Origin of the sequence: Microtetraspora sp. NBRC 16547, from assembly GCF_030268965.1 — a bacterium.
In the GTDB taxonomy this organism is placed as follows: Bacteria; Actinomycetota; Actinomycetes; order Streptosporangiales; family Streptosporangiaceae; genus Microtetraspora.
Map to the genome: position 1 here is coordinate 25968 of NZ_BSSE01000029.1, position 18271 is coordinate 44238.

Here is an 18271-nt window from a genome sequence, read left to right on the forward strand (position 1 = left end):
GCTCCAGGAGGCTTGCCATGACCGACCGGTCACCACTTCGCGATCTTTCCGGTCCTCCCTTCGCCGCCCGTCACATCGGCCCGTCCGACGCCGAGCAGGCACGCATGCTGGAGGCCGTCGGATACGCCTCCGTCGCCGACCTGGTGGCCGTCGCCGTGCCCGAGGCGATCCGGACCGAGACCCCGCTCGCGCTGCCCGAGGCGGCGACCGAGGCGCGGGCGCTGGCGGAGCTGCGGGCGATCGCCGGGCGCAACCGGGTGCTCACCTCGATGATCGGCCTGGGCTACCACGACACGATCATCCCCGGCGTCATCCTGCGAAATGTGCTGGAGAACCCGGGCTGGTACACCGCGTACACGCCGTACCAGCCGGAGATCTCGCAGGGGCGGCTGGAGGCGCTGCTCAATTTCCAGACCGCGATCACCGACCTGACCGGCCTCGACGTCGCCGGAGCCTCGCTCCTGGACGAGGGCACGGCCGCCGCCGAGGCGATGACCCTGGCCCGCCGGGCGAGCCGGGTAAAGAGCGACGTCTTCGTGGTCGACGCCGACGCGCTGCCGCAGACCAAGGCGGTCCTCGCGACCCGGGCCGAGCCGCTCGGCATCACGCTGGTCGAGGCCGACCTCTCCGACCCCGCCGTCGCGCTGCCGGACTGCTTCGGCGTGCTGGTGCAGTACCCCGGGGCGAGCGGGCGGGTCGCGAGCTTCCGCGCGCTCGCCGAGCGGGCGCACGCGGCGGGCGCCCAGGTGATCGCCGCCGCCGACCTGCTCGGGCTGACGCTGCTGGCCGCGCCCGGCGAGCTGGGCGCGGACATCGCCGTCGGCTCGTCGCAGCGGTTCGGCGTCCCGCTCGGCTTCGGTGGCCCGCACGCTGCCTACATGGCCGTCAGGGAGGGGCTCCAGCGGCAGATGCCCGGCCGTCTGGTCGGGGTCTCCGTGGACGCCGACGGACAGCCCGCGTACCGGCTGGCGCTGCAGACCCGCGAGCAGCACATCCGCCGGGAGAAGGCCACCAGCAACATCTGCACCGCGCAGGTCCTGCTCGCGGTCATGGCCTCCATGTATGCCGTCTACCACGGCCCGGACGGGCTTCGGCGGATCGCGCAGCGGGTCCACCGCCACGCGGCCGTCCTCGCCGCCGGGCTGCGCGAGGGCGGCGTCGAGGTGGTGCACGAGGAGTTCTTCGACACCGTTCTCGCCCGCGTTCCGGGACGCGCCGCACAGGTCGTGGCCACCGCCGAGGCGGCGGGCGTCAACCTTCGCCTCGTGGACGCCGACCACGTCGCGGTGGCCTGTGACGAGAAGACGGCGGCCGAGCACCTGGAGGCCGTGTGGACGGCGTTCGGTGTGGCCGGCGCGTCCGAGGGCGGCCCGCTCATCGACGACCTGGACCGGGTGACCTCCGACGCGATTCCGGCCGGCCTGGCGCGGACCACCGAATTCCTGACCCACCCGGTGTTCCACTCCTACCGCTCGGAGACGGCGATGCTGCGCTATCTCCGCAGGCTCCAGGACAAGGACGTCGCCCTCGACCGTTCGATGATCCCGCTGGGCTCCTGCACGATGAAGCTCAACGCGACCACCGAGATGGAGCCGATCACCTGGCCGGAGTTCGCCGGGATCCACCCCTTCGTCCCGATCGACCAGGCGGCCGGCTACGTCGAGCTGGTCGAGACCCTCGAAGGCTGGCTCGCCGAGGTCACCGGCTACGACGCGGTGTCGATCCAGCCCAACGCCGGGTCCCAGGGAGAGTTCGCCGGGCTGCTCGCCATCCGCGCCTACCACCACGGCCGCGGTGAGGCCGGGCGGGACGTCTGCCTCATCCCGTCGTCCGCGCACGGCACCAACGCCGCCAGCGCGGTCATGGCCGGGATGCGGGTCGTCGTGGTCGCCTGCGACGACAACGGCAACGTCGATCTCGCCGACCTGTCCGCCAAGATCGACAAGCATCGCGACGCGCTCGCCGCGATCATGGTGACGTACCCGTCCACCCACGGCGTGTACGAGGAGACCATCGTCGAGATCTGCGACCGGGTCCACGAGGCCGGGGGACAGGTCTACGTCGACGGCGCCAACCTCAACGCCCTCGTCGGCCTGGCCAGGCTCGGCGAGTTCGGCGCGGACGTCAGCCACCTCAACCTGCACAAGACCTTCTGCATCCCGCACGGCGGTGGCGGGCCGGGCGTCGGGCCGGTCGCCGTCAAGGCCCACCTCGCCCCCTACCTCCCGGGCCGGGGCGCCGGCGCCGTCTCGGCCGCGCCGTACGGCTCCGCCGGCATCCTGCCGATCTCCTGGGCGTACATCCGGATGATGGGCGGGGAGGGGCTGCGCCGGGCGACCGAGCAGGCGATCCTCTCGGCCAACTACCTCGCCGAGCGGCTCGCCCCGCACTATCCGGTGCTGTACACCGGGCGGGACGGCCTCGTCGCCCACGAGTGCATCATCGACCTGCGGCAGATCACCAAGGAGACCGGCGTCACCGTGGACGACGTGGCCAAGCGCCTGGTCGACTACGGCTTCCACGCGCCGACCATGTCGTTCCCCGTCGCCGGGACCCTGATGATCGAGCCCACGGAGAGCGAGGACCTGGCCGAGCTCGACCGGTTCGCGGATGCCATGATCGCCATCCGTGGGGAGATCGCCCGCGTCGCGTCCGGGGAGTACGACAGGACTGACAACCCGCTGCGCAACGCGCCGCACACGGCGGCCTGCCTGGTCGCCGACGAGTGGCCGCACCCGTACTCGCGCACGGTCGCGGCCTACCCCGTTCCCTCGCTGCGGGACAACAAGTACTGGTCGCCGGTCCGCCGGATCGACCAGGCCTACGGGGACCGCAACCTGGTCTGCTCCTGCCCTCCCCTGGAGGCGTACGAGGACTGACCGCGCGCGCGGGGAAGATTCGCGGAGCCGGGCCGAACATCATGCGCATGTCTTCCCCGCGCGGGCCCACCGATCGTTAGGATCTTGCCGATCCCCGATTTTGGAGGGCCTGCATGACGGCCATCGACCCCGGACGGCAGATCGACCGCGCGCGTCGGCTGGCCGAGGCGGGTGATCTCGACGCCGCCGCGGCGATCTTCGCGGAGATCGCGGCCGACGGCGACGCGCCCGACCGGCAGGAGGGCGCTGCGGGGCTCTCCGCCGTAGCCGAGCGGATGGCCGAGCAACTGCTGGAGGACGGCGAGCCGGGACAGGCCGCCGACCTCCTGCTGCGCGCCCTGTCCGTGCCCGGCGTCGCGGACCCGGCCCGGCTGCGTGTCCTGCTCGGCCTCGCGCACCTCGACATGGCGTGCGGGGAGTTCGCCGGAGCGGTCGAGGAGGGCGTCGGCTCCGGAGAGGGAGCCGACGCGGGCACCGGGGCGCTCGCCATCGAGCTGCTCGCCCGCGTCCTGCCCTTGAGGGGCCGGGACGGCGACGCCGAGTCGGTCTGGCGGTACGGCCTGGCCCATCCGGACGCGGCGCTGGCCGAGGAAGTGCGGCTCCGCCTGAACAGGGACGTCCGCCCCTCGATAACGTGACCGCGTGGAACTTGTGACGCCGCACGGACCGGGGACCGCCGAGGTGGACGAGGCCGCCGATCCGTGGCTGCTGCTCGTGCTCACCCACGGCTCGTCCGGGGGAGTGGACGCGCCCGACCTGCTCGCCGTACGAGACGCCGTGCTGGACATCGGGGGAACGGTCGCCCGGGTGACCCAGCCGTTCCGGCTCAGGGGCGCGCGGGCACCGGGCTCGGCGGTCCGGCAGGACGAGTCGTGGATCGCGATGATCGACGAGCTGCGGGCCCGCTATCCCGGGCTGCCCCTCGTGCAGGGCGGGCGGAGCAACGGCGCCAGGGTCGCCTGCCGTACGGCCCGCGCCGTGAAGGCGGACGCGGTGGTCGCGCTGGCGTTCCCCCTGCACCCGCCGGGCAAGCCGGAACGTTCAAGAGCGGATGAGCTGCGGCAGGCGGAGACGGACGTTCTGGTGATCAATGGGGATCGCGACCCGTTCGGGGTGCCCGCGGCGTCCGACGCGGCGCGGCTCGTGGTGCTGCCGGGGGAGGGACACGATCTGAAGAAGGATCCCGCTCGCGTGGGCGAGGAAGTGGCCCGGTGGCTGCTGTCCCGGAGGCCCGGCTGACCGTGGGCGACGGGACCGGTGAGTCCGGCCGAACAGGACGGCCGGATGGAAGGGCCCCGGCTGGACGGACCAGCCGGGTGAGCCGGCCGCGAAACCGATCAGGCGGCGCTGGAGGCCAGGTCGGTGGGACGGTGCGGGGCGATGGCCGCTCCGTCGGGCAGCAGCTCGCCGGTGTCCTCGAAGAGGACGACTCCGTTGCACAGCAGGCTCCACCCCTGCTCGGGGTGCGCCGCGATGGTGCGGGCGGCTTCTCGGTCCTTCGCTTCCGCGCTAGGACAGGACGGGCTATGAGGGCACATCGCCGGGGCTCCGTGTCTTATTGTCGGCCCGCTGCACGAGGCTGCGGGCGTCTCGGGTTGATGTGTGACTAACCGCACATTGGACAGCACCAGTGTGCCGCCCGCTCGCCTCGTGGCGACATAGTCCGTTAGGACGGTTTCCGCCGGTCCTGGGGGAGGGGGCCGGGGGCGCCCGCGCGGGTTCCGCTCACCACGCTGTGAGCTATTCCACAAGAGTGCCTCAGGGAAGATAACGGTCCAAGCTCGACACGCCGTCCGTCTGGTAACCGGCGGATTACAGTGTCCAGGATCGGCCGGATCATCTGCTCAGGCGGTGGTTCCGGTGGCCTGGAGGCCGGCGAGGAGGGCGTCGAGGCCGCGCTCGAACTCCTCCTCTCCGCGGGCGGTCCTGGCGTCCCGCACGGTGGCGTCGGGATCGGCCCAGCCGGACTGCTGCACCTCGACCGCGACGCTACCGAAGACGTACGCCCGCAGGGCGCGTACGGCGTCCGCCGCGCCCGTCAGCCCGGCCTCGGCGAGCTGCTCCGTCTGGTCCCTGATCGTCATCAGCGCGGTGCCCTTGGGCGGTTTGGTCAGCGCGAGCGACAGCACGCCGGGGTGTTCCAGCAGGGCGGCACGGCCGGCGCGGGCCCAGGCGCGGGCCCGGTCCTGCCAGCCGCCCTCGGCCTCGACCCGCACGGTCGTCACGTGCTCGGCCAGGGCGTCCATGAGCGCGTCCTTGCCCCGGGGGAGGTGATGATAGATCGCCATCGCCTCCACCTGGAGCGCGTCGCCGAGGCGGCGCATGGTGAGCCGGCGCAGGCCCTGCCCGTCGGCGATGTGCAGGGCGGCGTCGATGATGCGTTCGCGGGAGAGCGGGACCGGCGGTCGCTTGGCAGGCATGGCGATCATGCTGCCATAGCGAACCTTACTGTGTAAAGGATCACACCCGGCCCGGATGTGAGGGTCGCCGCGAAACGGCGTACGCTACGGCCAGCGATATGTGCCCGATCTGGAAGGACCGTCGATGGCGTTTTTCCGTCCGCGTGTGAGCCGGGAGGCGGAGGTCAGGTACCACGCCGACCAGGAGGTCGGAAAGGGGTACCACGACCTGCTGGAGAAGGCGAGGGCGGCCGAGCTGGCCCTACGCGAGAAGCAGGCCGCCGGAGCGACCGAGCAGGAGTTGCGCGAGGCAGGTCTCGAACTGGACCGCGCACTCACCGACGCCCTGCGGGCCGCGGAGGCCGCGCAGCGCGCGACGTTCGGTGTGAAGTCCTATGACGACCGCATCCGCCGCAGGAAGGGCAAGGCCACGCCCAAGGGTGCCATGTGGACCGCCGAGGTGAACCGCCTGCGCACCGTGCGGGAGGCGCACCGGCTCACCGGCATCGTCCGGGTGCCGCGCGCCGCCGCGGTGGCCCGCTGAGCCCGTCTCCCCGTAGCGGCCCTTAGTGGTCCGTAGTGGTCCGTAGTGGTCCGTAGCGGCCCTTTGAATGGCGAACGGCCCGTGCCCCATCAGGAGCACGGGCCGTTTCCGTGTCTTACGTGTTGTCGTTCGTGTCGTCTTGCGTGTTCCCTGCGGCTCCTAGTGCCGGGAGGGCCACTAGCTGGCCCAGTCGAGCAGCGGCCGGGTGTTGCTCGGGTGGCGCAGCTTGGACAGCGACTCCTTCTCGAGCTGGCGGATCCGCTCCCGGGTGAGGCCCAGGAACTTGCCGATCTCGTCGAGGGTGTGCGGCTTGCCGTCGGCCAGACCGAACCGCAGGGCCATTATCTTGGCCTCGCGCGGGGACAGGTTCTCGAGCACGCCCTTGAGCTGCTCGGCCAGCAGTTGCCGGTCCACGACCTCGGACGCCTCGGGGGAGTCCACGTCCTCGATCAGGTCGCCGATGCGGGTCTCGCCGTCCTCGCCGATCGTGGAGTCGAGGCTGATCGGCTGCCTGCTCGTACGGAGCAGCTCCTCGATCTGGTCGGGCGTCTTGTCCAGCTCGACCGCCAGCTCCTCGGGGGAGGGCTCCCGGCCGAGACGCTGGTGCATGTCACGCTCCACGCGCGACAGCTTGGACAGCATCTCCAGCACGTGGACGGGCAGCCGGATCGTCCGGGCCGAGTCGGCGAAGCCGCGCTGGATGGCCTGCCGGATCCACCACATGGCGTACGTGGAGAACTTGTAGCCCTTGGTGTAGTCGAACTTCTCGACCGCCCGGATCAGGCCCAGGTTGCCCTCCTGCACGACGTCGAGCAGGGCCATGCCGCGGTCGGTGTACTTCTTGGCGACCGACACGACCAGGCGGAGGTTGGCCTCCAGCATGTGGTCCTTGGCGCGCTTGCCGTCCTCTATGACCCACTCGAGGTCCTCGCGGACCTCGGGGCGCAGCGGCTCGCCGTTCTCCAGCGCGGTCTCCAGCTTGTGCTCCGCGTACAGGCCGGCCTCGATGCGCTTGGCGAGCTCGACCTCCTGCGCCGCGGTCAGCAGCGTGCGCCGTCCGATCGACTTGAGGTAGGTGTGGACGGAGTCGCCCATGACCGAGGAGTTGTCGTCGAGGTCGATCGGCGCGCTCTCGTCGTGCGCGTCCTCCGCCTCGGCGTGGCGCTCGGCGGTCCGCTCCTCGTCCTCGTCGGCGAGGTCCTCGCCGGAAGCCTCGCCGGCGGACGCCGGGTCCCGCTTGGACTTCCTGGTCTTGGCGGCCTTCGCGGTCTTCGTGGACTTCGCGGCCGTGCGAGATGCCTTCGTCGCCGGCTCGGCCTCCGTCAGATCGACACCCGCCTCGGCCAGCTCGCGGAGGATCGCGCGGCCCTCGGCGGGTGCGACACCGGCCTGGTCGAACGCTTCGCGAAGCTGCGAGAGGGAAAGGTGACCTTGCGCGCGGCCCCGGTCCAGAAGCTGGTCCAGGGTCGTCATCGGGGTCGCCGCGCGCTCGGGCGGGGTCGCCACGGCGGTCGGGGGCATGAGGACACCTCCTCCATGACGGAGTACGTCGTACTGGGTGGCAATGGCTGGGCGCGGCGGTTGCGGCGGCTCGGCGCACCTGTATCAATAACGCGGGCGAGCCCAGTTTGTTCCCCCAGTACGCGGGGAGGTCACTCCGACGGGGTGATGATGCTGATGCTGACCTGGGGCATGGGCATGGGCTCGGCGCCCTGGAGCCGCTCGATCGTCCAGTAGTCGCGCGTCGTGCCCGGATCGTCGCTGAAGGGGTTCTCCACGACGTAGGGGGCGATGTCCTCGAGCATCTCGGGCAAGATCGTCCGCTCGTCGGCCGGCGCCGCCGCGCTGCGGCTCGGGCTGGGCTTCGCCTTCGCCGTCGAGTCCTTGACCTGCTCCTTGGCCTGCTCCTTGGTCGCCTGCTCCAGCCGCCCGGCCGAGGCGGTCGTGGCCACGGAGACCCCGCCCACCACGATGGCGGTGACGACACCTGCGGAGACCAGCATCCTGCGATCAGGCTTCATATGGAGTCCTCCCTCAAATGTGACGCGCGGAGGTCATTTTTGGTTTCGCAGGGCGACCATATCCGGTTTTCCGTTTGGCAACATCGGAATCTGTTGCACCGTTTGCACCATTCGTGGCGCGGCGTAGGCGGGCAGCCGCTCCTTGGCGTATTCGCGCAGTTCCTCCAGCGTCGCCGGGCCGACGACCACGGCCACGACGATCTCGCCCCACTCCGGATCGGGCCGGCCGACCACGGCCACGTCGCGGACGCCCGGGTGCTCGGAGAGGACCCGCGCGACGGCGGCGGCCACCACCTTCTGACCGCCGGTGTTGATGACGTCGTCGGCCCGCCCGAGGACCGTGAGGCGGCCCCCGTCGGCTGAGCCGTCGACCGTGCCGTCGATCGCGCCGAGGTCCGACGTGACGAACCAGTCGCCCTCGAACTCGTCGCGCTCCTCGCGCAGCCGGTATCCGGAGAACAGGACCGGGCCCGCGATCCTGATCCGGCCGTCGGCGCCGATTTTGAGATCTACATTGTCAAGGGCGACGCCGTCGTAGACGCATCCGCCGCTGGTCTCGCTCATGCCGTACGTCGTGACGAGGCGGGCGCCGCGGTCCCGGGCCTCGGCGAGCAGGCCGGGCGGGGCGGCCGCCCCGCCGAGCAGGATGGTGCGGAAGGCGGAGACGTCCGCGCCCTGGTCGAGGAGCCGCCTGAGCTGCGTCGGCACCAGGGAGACGTGGTCGGCGCCGCTCGCGACCACGTCCTCGGGTGAGAAGCGCGGGTGGATGATCGGCGCGGCCCCGCTCAGCAGCGACCTCACCAGCACCTGCATCCCGGAGATGTGCGACGGGGGCAGGCAGCACAGCCACCGCTCGCCCCGCGCGGCGCCCAGGCGATCCAGGGACGCCCGCGCGGACGCGGTCAGCGCGCCCGCCGTCAGCTCGACCCCCTTCGGCGCGCCCGTTGATCCGGAGGTCGCGATGATCACCGCCGCGCCGGTGGGCACGCCGTCCGGCTCCCGCCGTACGCCTTCGGAGGTGACGAGGTGGGTGGGCCGGAGCGAGGCGAGCGCGGCGGAGAGCGCGGGGCGCGGCAGGTCGGGGGAGAGGGGCAGCACCGCCGGGCCCTCTCCGGAAAGCGCGCGCTCGACCGCGGCGAAGAGCGCCGGGCCGGGCGGCAGGAGCAGGGCGTGCACCGCTCTCTCGACGGGACCTTCTTCGTGGGCCTTGTGTTCGCGACTACTGGGCACGGTCGTAAGGTTAGTCCCGGCAGACGGAACCGCCGGTGAACGGGCGGATCGCGGTAGTAAGGAGCGAGTGTGACGAGCGGCGTCGACTGGAAGCGGTCAGGCGAGTACGAGGACATCATCTACGAGACCGCCGAGGGCATCGCGAAGATCACGATCAACCGGCCGGAGCGGCACAACGCGTTCCGTCCGACGACGCTCTTCGAGCTGAGGGACGCGTTCAACGTCGCCCAGGAGGACACCGAGGTCGGTGTGATCATTTTCACCGGGGCCGGCGACCGGGCGTTCTGCTCCGGCGGCGACCAGAAGATCCGCGGTGACGACGGCTACGTCGACGACAAGACGCACGGCATCGGCCGGTTGAACGTTCTTGACCTGCAGGTGCAGATCCGGCGCTGCCCCAAGCCCGTCATCGCGATGGTCGCCGGCTACGCCATCGGCGGCGGCCACGTGCTGCACGTCTGCTGCGACCTCACGATCGCCGCGGACAACGCCAAGTTCGGGCAGACCGGGCCCAAGGTGGGCTCGTTCGACGGCGGGTACGGCTCGTGGCTGCTGGCCGAGACCGTCGGCCTCAAGCGGGCGCGCGAGATCTGGTACCTCTGCCGGCAGTACGACGCCGAGACGGCCCTGCAGTGGGGCCTGGTCAACGCGGTCGTCCCGCTGGAGCGCCTGGAGGAGGAGACCGTCCAGTGGGCGCGCGAGCTGCTGGAGAAGTCGCCGCTGGCGCTGCGCATGCTCAAGGGCGCGCTCAACGCGGTGACCGACGGCGCCGCGGGCATGCAGCAGTTCGCCGGTGACGCCACGCTCCTCTACTACATGAGCGAGGAGGCCCAGGAGGGCCGCGACGCGTTCAAGGAGAAGCGCACCCCGGACTTCGCGAAGTTCCCGCGCCGCCCCTAGTGCACGTCTTCCGCATCCCGATGACCCTGCGGTTCCGGGGGCAGACCGTCCGCGAGGGCGTGCTGATCCACGGACCCGCCGGGTGGGGGGAGTTCTCGCCCTTCCCCGAGTACGGCCCCGCCGAATGCGCCCGCTGGCTGGCCTGCGCGCGTGAGGCCGCGTTCGACGGCTGGCCGGCGCCGCTGCGCGACTCCGTCCGGGTCAACGCCACCGTGCCCGCCGTGGGCCCGGAGAAGGCGGCCGAGATCGTACGGCTCTCGCACTGCGGGACCGCCAAGGTCAAGGTCGGCGAGCGCGGCCAGGAGTTCGCCGAGGACATGGCCCGGGTCGAGGCCGTACGCGACGCGATCGGCCCGCGTGGCCGGGTCCGGGTGGACGTCAACGGCACCTGGGACGTCGACTCCGCCGTCCGGCGGCTCAAGGAGCTCGCCCGGTTCGACCTGGAGTACGCCGAGCAGCCGTGCGCCACGCTCGACGAGCTCGCCGCCGTCCGGCGCCGGGTGGACGTGCCGATCGCCGCCGACGAGTCGATCCGCCGCGCGGAGGACCCGCTGAAGGTCCGTGCCGCGGAGGCGGCCGACATCGCGGTGATCAAGGTGCAGCCCCTCGGCGGTGTGCGCAACGCGCTGCGCGTCGCCGAGGCGTGCGGGCTGCCCGTCGTCGTGTCGAGCGCCGTCGAGACGTCGGTCGGCCTGGCGGCCGGCCTCGCTCTCGCTGCCGCGTTGCCCGAATTGCCGTACGCTTGCGGACTCGGGACGATGCCTTTGCTCAGCGGTGACGTCGTCACGGACTCCCTCGTCCCCGTCGGCGGGGTGCTGGCCGTGCGGCGTCCGGAGGTGGATCAGCGCGCCCTCCAGGCGCATGAGATCGAGTCGCCCGCCTGGAAACGACGGATGGAGGAGGCCGCCGCAACGGCCGGAGAGGGGCGGCAGTGAATCCCGCGACCGCGCTTGCCACGGTGCTGGTCGACGAACTGGTGCGCTGCGGGGTGGCCGACGTTGTCCTGGCTCCCGGGTCCCGGTCGGCGCCGCTGGCCCTGGCCGTGCACGAGGAGCCGCGGATCCGGCTGCACGTGCGGATCGACGAGCGGTCGGCCGCCTTCCTGGCACTCGGGCTGGCCAAGCGGTCGGAGCGGCCCGTCGCGATCATCTGCACGTCCGGCACCGCCGCCGCGAACTTCCATCCCGCCGTGATCGAGGCGTCGGAGTCCGGCGTGCCGCTGCTGGTGCTGACCGCCGACCGGCCTCCGGAGCTGCGCGGCACCGGGGCCAACCAGACCATCGACCAGGTCAAGATGTACGGCTCCGCGGTCCGCTGGTTCGCCGAGGTCGGCGTGCCGGAGGACCGGCCGGGGCAGGCCGCTTACTGGCGCTCGCTCGCCTGCCGCGCCTACCAGCGGGCCGCCGGCCCGCCGGACCCCGGGCCGGTTCACCTCAACCTGGCCTTCCGCGAGCCGCTGATCCCCGACGGGGACGGCTCGTGGTGCGAGTCGCTGGACGGTGACGCGGGCGGCGCGTGGATCAGGGCGAGGGTGGCCCCGCCCGCGTCCGCACTGCACATCCCGCCGACCAGGCGCGGCGTGCTCGTGGTGGGCGACGGCGCGGCCAACGTCCGCAGGTACGTCGCGGCCGCCGGGATGGCGGGCTGGCCGGTGCTCTCCGAGCCGAACGGCGGCGGCCGCTACGGCGATCACGCCATCTCGACCTACCACTTCCTGCTCAGCGACCCCGAGTTCGCCCAGGCGCACCGGCCTGACGTCGTCGTGACGCTCGGGCGGCCGGGGTTGTCGCGGCCGCTGCTGTCGTGGATCAGGCGGGCCGAGGAGCACATCGTGGTCGCCTCGGACCTCACCCGCTGGCCGGACCCGACGCGGTCGGCGACCCAGGTCGCGCAGGCGGTGGAGATCCCGGTCACCTCGGGGGACGACTCCTGGCTGCGCTCGTGGCGGCACGCCGAGCACGTCGCCAGACACGCGATCGACTCCGTCCTGGACGGCTCCGGCCTGACCGAGCCGAGGCTGGCCCGCGACCTGGTCGAGATCCTGCCGAACGGCTCGCTGCTGTTCTGCGGCTCCTCGATGCCGATCAGGGACCTGGACCAGGCCATGCGGCCCCGCCGCGGGCTGCGCCTGATGGCGAGCCGCGGCGCGTCCGGCATCGACGGGCTGGTGTCCACGGCCATGGGCGCCGCGCTGGCCCACAACGGCCCGTCGTACGCGCTGGTCGGGGACCTGACGCTGCTGCACGACCAGAACGGGCTGATCCTCGGCCCCCAGGAGCCGCGGCCCGACCTGTGCCTGGTGGTGGTCAACAACGACGGCGGCGGGATCTTCTCGCTGCTGCCGCAGGCGACCGTGGGCGACTCCTTCGAGCGGATCTTCGGGACTTCCCACGGGGTCGACCTCGAATACGTCGCCGCCTCGACCGGCCTGCCGTACACGCGGGTCGAGGATCTCGACGACCTGTCCAGGGCGATCAAGGGGGACGGCATGCGCATGGTCGAGGTGCGCACGCACCGTGACCGCAACGCTGCCGTACATGCCGCCATGGGCGAGGCCGTACGCTCAGCGATGATTGCGAGTGCTACCGGAGACTGACCCACGATGGTCCTCGCGATGGATGTGTCATTGCCGGGGCGGCGGCAGAATGGAGCGTGCTCACCCCGCCCCGCTTATGAGGAGTTCCATGCACGTCGAGGAGTGGCTGCAGACGATCCCAGCCGTCTGGGTCTACATCCTTGTCGGCGCGGTCATCGGGCTGGAGAGCCTGGGGATCCCGCTTCCCGGTGAGATCGTTCTGGTCAGCGCGGCGCTGCTGTCGGCCAAGGGCGTGGTCAGCCCGGTCGTGCTCGGCGTGTGCGCCAGCGCCGGGGCGATCATCGGCGACTCGATCGGCTACTACATCGGCTGGAGGGGCGGCCGGCCGCTGTTCGACCGGCTGGGCCGCAGGTTCCCCAAGCACTTCGGGCCGGCCCACATCGCCAAGGCGGAGCGGCTCTTCGACCGCTGGGGCATGTGGGCGGTGTTCTTCGGCCGCTTCGTGGCGCTGCTGCGGATCCTCGCCGGTCCGCTGGCGGGCGCGCTGCGCATGCCGTACTGGCGGTTCCTGGTCGCCAACGTGCTCGGCGGCATCGCGTGGGCGGGCGGCACGACGACGGCCATCTATTTCCTGGGCATCGTGGCCGACAAGTGGCTGAAGGGCTTCTCCTGGGTCGGGCTGGCCGCCGCCCTGCTCCTGGGCCTGGGCACCACGGTCTGGCTCAAGCGGAAGGTCAGTGCGGACGGGGAGGAGAAGCCGGAGTCCGTCACCGCTCGATGAGCGTGACCTCCAGCGAGTAGTGCGAGGCCCGGTAGATGTGGGAGCCGTGCTCGACGGCCTTTCCCTGGTCGTCGTAGGTCGTGCGGACCATCGTCAGCAGGGGAGCGCCACGCCGCTCCTCGAGGAGCCGCGCCTCGGTCGGAGTGGCCGCCCGGGCGCCGATCCGCTGGTTGGCGACCCGCATCCTGACGCCGGCGGCGCGCAGCAGCTCGTACAGCCCGCGCTCCTGCAGTGACGTGGCCGAGAGATCGGCGACGCCGATCGGCAGCCAGTTGTTGAGCAGGGCGAGCGGCTCTCCCGCGGCGTAGCGGAGCCGCTCGATCCTGAGGACCTCGGTCCCCTCGGGCAGTGCGAGTGCCGCCGCCACGTTCTCGTCGGCGGATTCGGTGCCGATGGCCAGCACCCGGGTGGCCGGTTCCTGCCCGGCCCGCCGGAGGTCGTCGTACAGGCTGGTGAGCTCCACCGACCGCTTGCCCTGGCCGTGGACGACCTGGGTGCCGACACCGCGCTTGCGGACGAGCAGGCCCTTGTCCACGAGGTATTGGATCGCCTGCCGGATGGTGGGACGGGAGAGCCCGAGCCGCTCGGCGAGCTGGATCTCGTTGTCGAGCCGCGAGCCGGGGGCGAGGTCGCCGCGCCGGATCGCCTCCGAGATCTGCTCGGCGACCTGGAAGTAGAGGGGGATGGGGCTCGACCGGTCCAGCTCGATGTGCAGACGCTCGGAAGTCACACGTCGAGGTTAGCGGACATCAGAATGTCCTGACGAAGCCCTCCGCGGCCCCCGATTTCCGCTCAGGTGATCAGGCGGAGGGGGCGGACTGTCGGTGGAGGGGTGTAGAACATCGGGGTGACCCCTCAACTGACCTGGCCCCAGGTTCTCGCGTGGCGACTGGAGCGCCATCTCGTCGAGCCGGCCGCCGGATCCGACCCCGTGATGATCGCCCGCCGGCTGTGCGGGGTGCAGGCCCAGGTGGCTTCGTCCGCGGAGCTGGCGCTGGCGGTGCGCTCCTCCGCCCCGAGAGCCGGTGCCGTCGACGAGGCGCTGTGGGAAGAGCGCACACTCGTCAAGACGTGGTTGATGCGCGGCACGCTCCATCTGGTCCCTGCCGACGAGCTGGCGACGTACTGCGCGACGCTGGGTGCGCTGCGGTTCTGGGAGAAGGGGTCGTGGCAGCGGGGGCACGGGGTCACCGCCGCCGAGGTCGAGGCGATCATCGAGGCGGTGCCGCAGGCGCTCAAGGGGCGATCTCTCACCCGCGAGGAGCTGGTCGAGGCGGTCATCGAGGTGACCGGCGACGGCCACCTGCGCCAGGCTCTCACCTCCGGCTGGGGAGCGCTGCTCAAGCCGCTGAGCTTCCTCGGCGAGCTGTGTTACGGCCCGCCGCGCGACGGGCGGGTGACCTTCGCCCGTCCCGCCGATTGGCTGGCGGGTTGGCCGGACGCGCTGCCGTCCGCGGAGAAGGGCGGCGGGAGCCTCGTCCGCGCGTTCCTGGGGGCGCACGGTCCGGCGACCCCCGAGATGTTCGACTCCTGGCTGTTGCGGGGCGCGGCGCGCAAGGCGGTGCTGCGCGGGTGGTTCCGCGACCTCGCTCCGGAGCTCGCCGAGGTCGAGGTGGACGGGATGCCCATGGTGACGCTCGCCGAGCACGTGGACGCACTGGCCGCCGCCCGGCCGTCCGAGGCCGTGCATCTCCTGCCGGGGTTCGACCAGTACGTCCTGGGTGCACCACGTGATCTCGAGGCCCTGCTGCCCGCGGTCGCCAGGGCCAAGGTGAGCCGTGCGGCGGGCTGGATCTCCCCGGTCGTGGTCCACCGGGGGAGGGTGGCCGGGGTCTGGGAGGTCAAGGACGGGCGGCTGGCCGTGGAGCTCGTCGATCCCGTGCCGGGAGGAGCGCTCGAGGCCGCCGCGGGGCGGATCGCCGCGCTGCTGGGGCGTCCCGCGGAGCTCGTCGTCGGGTGAGCGCGCTCGCCCCTCCTGAATGAATCTACATTGTAAAGGCGTTGGGCTGGCTACGCTGACGGCATGCCCTCCTACCTGACCATCACCGACCCCGTCGAGCACGAGACCGAGGTCCGCCGCTCACGGTTCATCTGCGCGCTCGCCCCCGTGGGGACGGAGGAGGAAGCCAGGGCCTTCATCGCCGAGCGCAGGCGGCTGTACGGCGACGCCACCCACAACTGCACGGCGTACGTGATCGGGGCGCGGATCCAGAAGGCCGACGACGACGGGGAGCCGGGCGGCACGGCGGGGACGCCGATGCTGGAGGTGCTGAACCGGCGCGGCTTCGCCGACGTCGTGGCCGTGGTCACGCGCTATTTCGGCGGCGTCCTGCTGGGCGCCGGCGGCCTGGTCAGGGCCTACGGCGGCGCTGTGGGGGAGGCGCTCGACCGCGCGGCGAGCGTGCGGATGGTCCCCGCGACGATCGTGTCCGTGGTGATCGACCATGCGCACTCAGGGCGGCTGGAGAACGACCTGCGCGCGTCGCCGTACCCCGTCCGGGCGGTGGACTACGGCTCGGACGTGACGTTCGAGGTGGCGGTCGCCGACGACGCGTTCGACGCCTTCACCGGCTGGCTCGCGGGCGTGACGGCGGGACGGGCCATCGCCCTTCCGGGCGACGGCGTCCACCTCAGGGAGGACCGGGCGGTCAGCTCTCCAGGGCGTACCGCATGACGCGGAACTTCGCCTGGGCCTCGGCCAGCTCGGCCACCGGGTCGGAGTCGCCCATGATGCCGCACCCGGCGAACAGGCGGGCGCGGTTGCCGGTGATCTGCGCGCAGCGCAGGGCGATGCCCCACTCGCCGTCGCCCCTGGCGTCGATCCAGCCCACCGGGCCGGCGTAGCCGGCGCGGTCCATGCCCTCCAGCTCGCGGATGACGTCGAGGGCGGTGCCGGTGGGCGTGCCGCCGACCGCCGCGGTGGGATGCATCGCCGCGACCACGTCCAGCACGGAGGCGCCGTCGGACAGCCGCCCGCTCACCCGGCTGGCGAGATGCTGCACGTTCGGGAGCACGAGCAGTTCGGGCTCGTCCGGAACGTCGAGCGTGGAGCACAGGGGAGCGAGTGCCTCCCTGACCGAGCTGACGGCGCAGACGTGCTCGTACCGGTCCTTCGGCGAGGCGTACAGAGCCGCGCCACGGGCCAGGTCGTCGGCCTCGTCCACGCCGCGCGGGGTGGTCCCGGCGAGGACGAGCGACTCGATGGAGTCGCCCCGGTGCCGGACCAGCAGCTCCGGCGTCGCGCCGGTGAAGCCGTCGACCGAGAACGTGTAGCACTCGGGATAACGGGCGGACAGCCGTGACAGCAGGACGCGGACGTCGATGTCGTTCTCCGCGACGGCCGTCAGGTCGCGGGCCAGGACGACCTTGTCGAGCCTGCCGTCGTTGATCTGCCGCACGGCCCTCGCCACGGCGTGCTGCCATTCCGGCGCGGTCAGCGAGCCGTCGCCGTACCGGATGCGGCCGGGCGCCGTCGGCGGGGTCCTGAGGACGGGCCGGTGGTCGGCTCCGCTGTCGTCCTCGCCGATCGTGGTGAGCCAGGCGCGGCCGCCCCTGCGGGCGAGCACCACACGCGGGACGACGAGCGTCGAACCGGTGGCGCCGGCCTCGAAGGTGAACGAACCGAACGCGACAGGCCCCGAGCCGGGCGTCTCCACGTCATCGTCGATGCGCGCGTCCCGGAAGAGCGACGACACCCAGTCGCGGGCCCAGCGGAACCGGTCCGGACCCGGGGGGATCGTGGCGCGGGCGGCCTCGCCCCAGCCCACGAGCCCTTCCCCGTGCCGGATCCACGCGTACGGCGCGGCGTCCGGCAGGCAGGAGACGAGTTCTCCGGGATCGCTGACGGGGACCGTGCGCACCACGAGGGGGCGGATGAGAGCGACACTCACTTGAACCACTTTACGCAGAAACTGAACATGTTCGACACGAGCCCCCCTTGCCGCACTCCTTGTCAAGCGGTGATAGGAAGTTGGTCACACAAGCCGCACCTTTCCCAGAGGCGATGGAACGCGCCCCACGACGCTCCTTACCTTTGGGCGCATGCGGATCGCGTCCATTCTTCCCGCGGCGGCACTCCTGCTCCCGAGTACGGTGTCCGCCCAGACCGGCACGGTGGTGATGGCGGCGCTCGGTGATTCGATCAGCGCCGGGTTCAACGCCTGCGGCTGGTATGCGTCCTGCGCCTCGCGGTCCTGGTCCACGGGGGACAGCGCCGAGGTGAACAGCCACTACCTGCGGCTGCGCGCGCTCGTCCCGGGCATCGACGGCCACAACGTGAACCTCGCCGTCCCGGGCTCGACCAGCGCGGACCTCGCCGGCCAGGCCCGCGAAGCGGTCGCGAAGGGCGCCGACTACGTGACCGTCATGATCGGCGCGCAGGACGCGTGCGCGGCCTCGGAGAAGGCCATGACCCCGGTCGCGGTCTTCGGGCAGCGGGTGGACGAGGCCCTCGCCGTGCTCCGCACCACCGGTGCGCGGGTGTTCGTCGGCAGCATCCCCGACCTGCGGCGGCTGTGGTCGTTGGGAAGGACGAGCACCCTGGCGCGGGCCTTCTGGACGGTCGGGCACATCTGTCCGTCGATGCTGGCCGAGCCCGCCTCGACCGCGAGGCAGGACCTGCTGCGGCGGGCGCGGGTGCGCGCGCGGGTCATGGCGTACAACGCGCGGCTGGAGGAGGCGTGCCTGGCGTACGGCCCGGCCTGCCGTTACGACGGTGGGGCCGTCTTCTCCTTCCCGTACGCGCTGAAGCACGTGAGCGCGTGGGACTACTTCCATCCCAGCGGTGAGGGGCAGCGGGCCCTGGCCAAAGTGACGTTCGACGCTGCGTCCCTCGGAGACATGACGGCGCAGCACGGGCCCGAGATGCTTCAATAGCGGGTTTCATGACCTTTGACGGGAAAGTTGTCATCGACTGCGCGGATCCCCATGCCTCCTGAGGGCAACGAGTTCGACGTGCAGTGAGCTGTGCAGTGAGCTGTGC

General features: G+C 71.8%; 18 protein-coding genes. 11 read left to right on the plus strand and 7 right to left on the minus strand.

Translation table 11 applies throughout. The annotated features are described in order from the left end of the window. Positions 1 to 17 precede the first annotated feature (17 nt). From gcvP to QSK17_RS29465, 3 genes are all read left to right on the plus strand, one after another. Positions 18 to 2879, plus strand: a complete 2862-nt coding sequence (gcvP, locus tag QSK17_RS29455) for an aminomethyl-transferring glycine dehydrogenase (RefSeq protein ID WP_285708736.1) — start codon at positions 18 to 20, stop codon at positions 2877 to 2879. Between the two features lie 113 nt (positions 2880 to 2992). Further along, on the plus strand, positions 2993 to 3517 hold the full coding sequence (locus tag QSK17_RS29460) for a hypothetical protein (RefSeq protein ID WP_285708737.1): 525 nt from the start codon (positions 2993 to 2995) through the stop codon (positions 3515 to 3517). Positions 3518 to 3521: 4 nt separating this feature from the next. Beyond that, positions 3522 to 4118 carry an alpha/beta hydrolase family protein gene (locus QSK17_RS29465; protein WP_285708738.1) on the plus strand — a complete coding sequence of 199 codons (597 nt, stop codon included), beginning with the start codon at positions 3522 to 3524 and terminating at the stop codon, positions 4116 to 4118. 98 nt (positions 4119 to 4216) lie between these two features. Here the strand turns inward: QSK17_RS29465 and QSK17_RS29470 are convergent, their stop codons facing one another. Both QSK17_RS29470 and QSK17_RS29475 read right to left on the minus strand, forming a co-directional pair. Further along, positions 4217 to 4417, minus strand: a complete 201-nt coding sequence (locus QSK17_RS29470; protein WP_067184826.1) for a DUF5999 family protein — start codon at positions 4415 to 4417, stop codon at positions 4217 to 4219. A 306-nt stretch (positions 4418 to 4723) separates the two neighbouring features. Continuing rightward, a complete protein-coding gene (locus tag QSK17_RS29475) occupies positions 4724 to 5299 on the minus strand; it encodes a TetR/AcrR family transcriptional regulator C-terminal domain-containing protein (protein ID WP_285708741.1) in 576 nt (191 codons plus the stop codon). 124 nt (positions 5300 to 5423) lie between these two features. Here QSK17_RS29475 and QSK17_RS29480 point away from each other — a divergent pair, with 124 nt between their 5' ends. Beyond that, the gene (locus tag QSK17_RS29480; RefSeq protein ID WP_285708743.1) at positions 5424 to 5822 is read left to right on the plus strand and encodes a hypothetical protein; all 399 of its coding nucleotides are present in this window, start codon (positions 5424 to 5426) and stop codon (positions 5820 to 5822) included. 177 nt (positions 5823 to 5999) lie between these two features. Here the strand turns inward: QSK17_RS29480 and QSK17_RS29485 are convergent, their stop codons facing one another. The 3 genes from QSK17_RS29485 to QSK17_RS29495 form a co-directional block, all read right to left on the minus strand. Then, entirely contained in the window at positions 6000 to 7343 is a 1344-nt protein-coding gene (locus QSK17_RS29485) for an RNA polymerase sigma factor (protein ID WP_285708744.1), read from the minus strand. Positions 7344 to 7474: 131 nt separating this feature from the next. Next, positions 7475 to 7843: a hypothetical protein gene (locus tag QSK17_RS29490; RefSeq protein WP_285708745.1), complete on the minus strand. Its 369-nt coding sequence runs from the start codon at positions 7841 to 7843 to the stop codon at positions 7475 to 7477. Positions 7844 to 7876: 33 nt separating this feature from the next. Next, on the minus strand, positions 7877 to 9073 hold the full coding sequence (locus QSK17_RS29495) for an AMP-binding protein (protein ID WP_285708746.1): 1197 nt from the start codon (positions 9071 to 9073) through the stop codon (positions 7877 to 7879). A 69-nt stretch (positions 9074 to 9142) separates the two neighbouring features. Between QSK17_RS29495 and menB the strand changes: the two genes are divergently transcribed. From menB to QSK17_RS29515, 4 genes are all read left to right on the plus strand, one after another. Continuing rightward, entirely contained in the window at positions 9143 to 9973 is an 831-nt protein-coding gene (menB, locus tag QSK17_RS29500; protein ID WP_285708747.1) for a 1,4-dihydroxy-2-naphthoyl-CoA synthase, read from the plus strand. Beyond that, positions 9973 to 10908: an o-succinylbenzoate synthase gene (locus tag QSK17_RS29505; protein ID WP_285708750.1), complete on the plus strand. Its 936-nt coding sequence runs from the start codon at positions 9973 to 9975 to the stop codon at positions 10906 to 10908. The genes menB and QSK17_RS29505 overlap by 1 nt, the downstream gene beginning before the upstream one ends. Continuing rightward, positions 10905 to 12569, plus strand: a complete 1665-nt coding sequence (menD, locus tag QSK17_RS29510; RefSeq protein WP_285708751.1) for a 2-succinyl-5-enolpyruvyl-6-hydroxy-3-cyclohexene-1-carboxylic-acid synthase — start codon at positions 10905 to 10907, stop codon at positions 12567 to 12569. Before QSK17_RS29505 ends, menD begins: the two co-directional genes overlap by 4 nt. Positions 12570 to 12657: 88 nt before the next feature. Beyond that, on the plus strand, positions 12658 to 13290 hold the full coding sequence (locus QSK17_RS29515) for a DedA family protein (RefSeq protein ID WP_285708752.1): 633 nt from the start codon (positions 12658 to 12660) through the stop codon (positions 13288 to 13290). On the opposite strand, the gene QSK17_RS29520 is transcribed toward QSK17_RS29515, so the two are convergent. Then, on the minus strand, positions 13277 to 14020 hold the full coding sequence (locus QSK17_RS29520; protein ID WP_285708753.1) for a GntR family transcriptional regulator: 744 nt from the start codon (positions 14018 to 14020) through the stop codon (positions 13277 to 13279). The two genes, QSK17_RS29515 and QSK17_RS29520, sit on opposite strands and share 14 nt — an antisense overlap. Before the next feature lie 117 nt (positions 14021 to 14137). Between QSK17_RS29520 and QSK17_RS29525 the strand changes: the two genes are divergently transcribed. After that, on the plus strand, positions 14138 to 15250 hold the full coding sequence (locus QSK17_RS29525; RefSeq protein WP_285708754.1) for a winged helix DNA-binding domain-containing protein: 1113 nt from the start codon (positions 14138 to 14140) through the stop codon (positions 15248 to 15250). Between the two features lie 63 nt (positions 15251 to 15313). After that, positions 15314 to 15964: a YigZ family protein gene (locus QSK17_RS29530; protein WP_285708755.1), complete on the plus strand. Its 651-nt coding sequence runs from the start codon at positions 15314 to 15316 to the stop codon at positions 15962 to 15964. Here the strand turns inward: QSK17_RS29530 and QSK17_RS29535 are convergent. Further along, positions 15939 to 17180, minus strand: a complete 1242-nt coding sequence (locus QSK17_RS29535) for an isochorismate synthase (protein WP_285708756.1) — start codon at positions 17178 to 17180, stop codon at positions 15939 to 15941. The two genes, QSK17_RS29530 and QSK17_RS29535, sit on opposite strands and share 26 nt — an antisense overlap. 151 nt (positions 17181 to 17331) lie before the next feature. On the opposite strand from QSK17_RS29535, the gene QSK17_RS29540 reads away from it, so the two are divergent. Continuing rightward, positions 17332 to 18165: an SGNH/GDSL hydrolase family protein gene (locus tag QSK17_RS29540; protein WP_285708757.1), complete on the plus strand. Its 834-nt coding sequence runs from the start codon at positions 17332 to 17334 to the stop codon at positions 18163 to 18165. The last annotated feature ends 106 nt before the right edge of the window (positions 18166 to 18271 follow it).

What these genes read in the sequence shown, in the direction of transcription:
- QSK17_RS29470 (WP_067184826.1), bottom strand. Translation starts at nt 4,417, where the DNA reads ATGTGCCCTCATAGCCCGTCCTGTCCTAGCGCGGAAGCGAAGGACCGA.
- gcvP (WP_285708736.1), top strand. Translation starts at nt 18, where the DNA reads ATGACCGACCGGTCACCACTTCGCGATCTTTCCGGTCCTCCCTTCGCC.
- QSK17_RS29540 (WP_285708757.1), top strand. Translation starts at nt 17,332, where the DNA reads ATGCGGATCGCGTCCATTCTTCCCGCGGCGGCACTCCTGCTCCCGAGT.
- QSK17_RS29485 (WP_285708744.1), bottom strand. Translation starts at nt 7,343, where the DNA reads ATGCCCCCGACCGCCGTGGCGACCCCGCCCGAGCGCGCGGCGACCCCG.
- QSK17_RS29515 (WP_285708752.1), top strand. Translation starts at nt 12,658, where the DNA reads ATGCACGTCGAGGAGTGGCTGCAGACGATCCCAGCCGTCTGGGTCTAC.
- QSK17_RS29475 (WP_285708741.1), bottom strand. Translation starts at nt 5,299, where the DNA reads ATGCCTGCCAAGCGACCGCCGGTCCCGCTCTCCCGCGAACGCATCATC.
- QSK17_RS29460 (WP_285708737.1), top strand. Translation starts at nt 2,993, where the DNA reads ATGACGGCCATCGACCCCGGACGGCAGATCGACCGCGCGCGTCGGCTG.
- QSK17_RS29530 (WP_285708755.1), top strand. Translation starts at nt 15,314, where the DNA reads ATGCCCTCCTACCTGACCATCACCGACCCCGTCGAGCACGAGACCGAG.
- QSK17_RS29480 (WP_285708743.1), top strand. Translation starts at nt 5,424, where the DNA reads ATGGCGTTTTTCCGTCCGCGTGTGAGCCGGGAGGCGGAGGTCAGGTAC.
- QSK17_RS29490 (WP_285708745.1), bottom strand. Translation starts at nt 7,843, where the DNA reads ATGAAGCCTGATCGCAGGATGCTGGTCTCCGCAGGTGTCGTCACCGCC.